The organism is Psychroflexus sp. MES1-P1E (assembly GCF_002836055.1).
Lineage (GTDB): Bacteria > Bacteroidota > Bacteroidia > Flavobacteriales > Flavobacteriaceae > Psychroflexus.
The window spans coordinates 1-514 of the sequence record NZ_PJBS01000030.1 but is presented as its reverse complement, the minus strand read 5'-3'; the positions used below and the strand labels follow the sequence as shown (position 1 = coordinate 514).

The window sequence follows — 514 nt, the reverse complement described above, 5'->3', positions numbered from 1 at the left end:
GTTTAGGATTACAATACTGAAAACGGCTATCTGAATGATGTATGAGTTTTTTATTAGGGTATTTCCTGTTTTTAATAGCCATAGCCAACGCTTCTTTACAAAGTGAAGTCTTCATGTTGTTATCTAATTTATAGCCCATAATTTTCTTTGAATAGGCATCTGTTACAATTGCTAGATAATTGTGTCCATTGTCCGTTTTAATGTATGTTATATCACTCACCCATAGCTGTTCTGGTCTATTGGGTACTTGGTTTTTAATTAGGTTTTTATATTTTCTAAATTGATGATTAGAGTTCGTTGTTGTCACGTAGTTTTTAAGCTTAGGAACGAGCAAATTATGGAGCCTTAAAAAGACATAAAATTTATCTCGCCCTATTTTTATGTCTTGTTTTATGAAGCTTGTTTTTAGTTCATTATAAAGCTTAATACCTCCAGTTCTCATGCCTACTTTTTTGCGGTAACCTTGTACCATTGTAATCAGTTTTTTGTGGTTTATTTGTTTGACTTCTTGTGA

General features: G+C 31.9%; 1 protein-coding gene. It reads right to left on the bottom strand.

Translation table 11 applies throughout. The annotated features are described in order from the left end of the window. A partial coding sequence (locus CXF67_RS00195; protein ID WP_145990322.1) for a DDE-type integrase/transposase/recombinase occupies nucleotides 1–472 on the bottom strand: 472 nt, incomplete at its 3' end. Nucleotides 473–514: the final 42 nt, after the last annotated feature.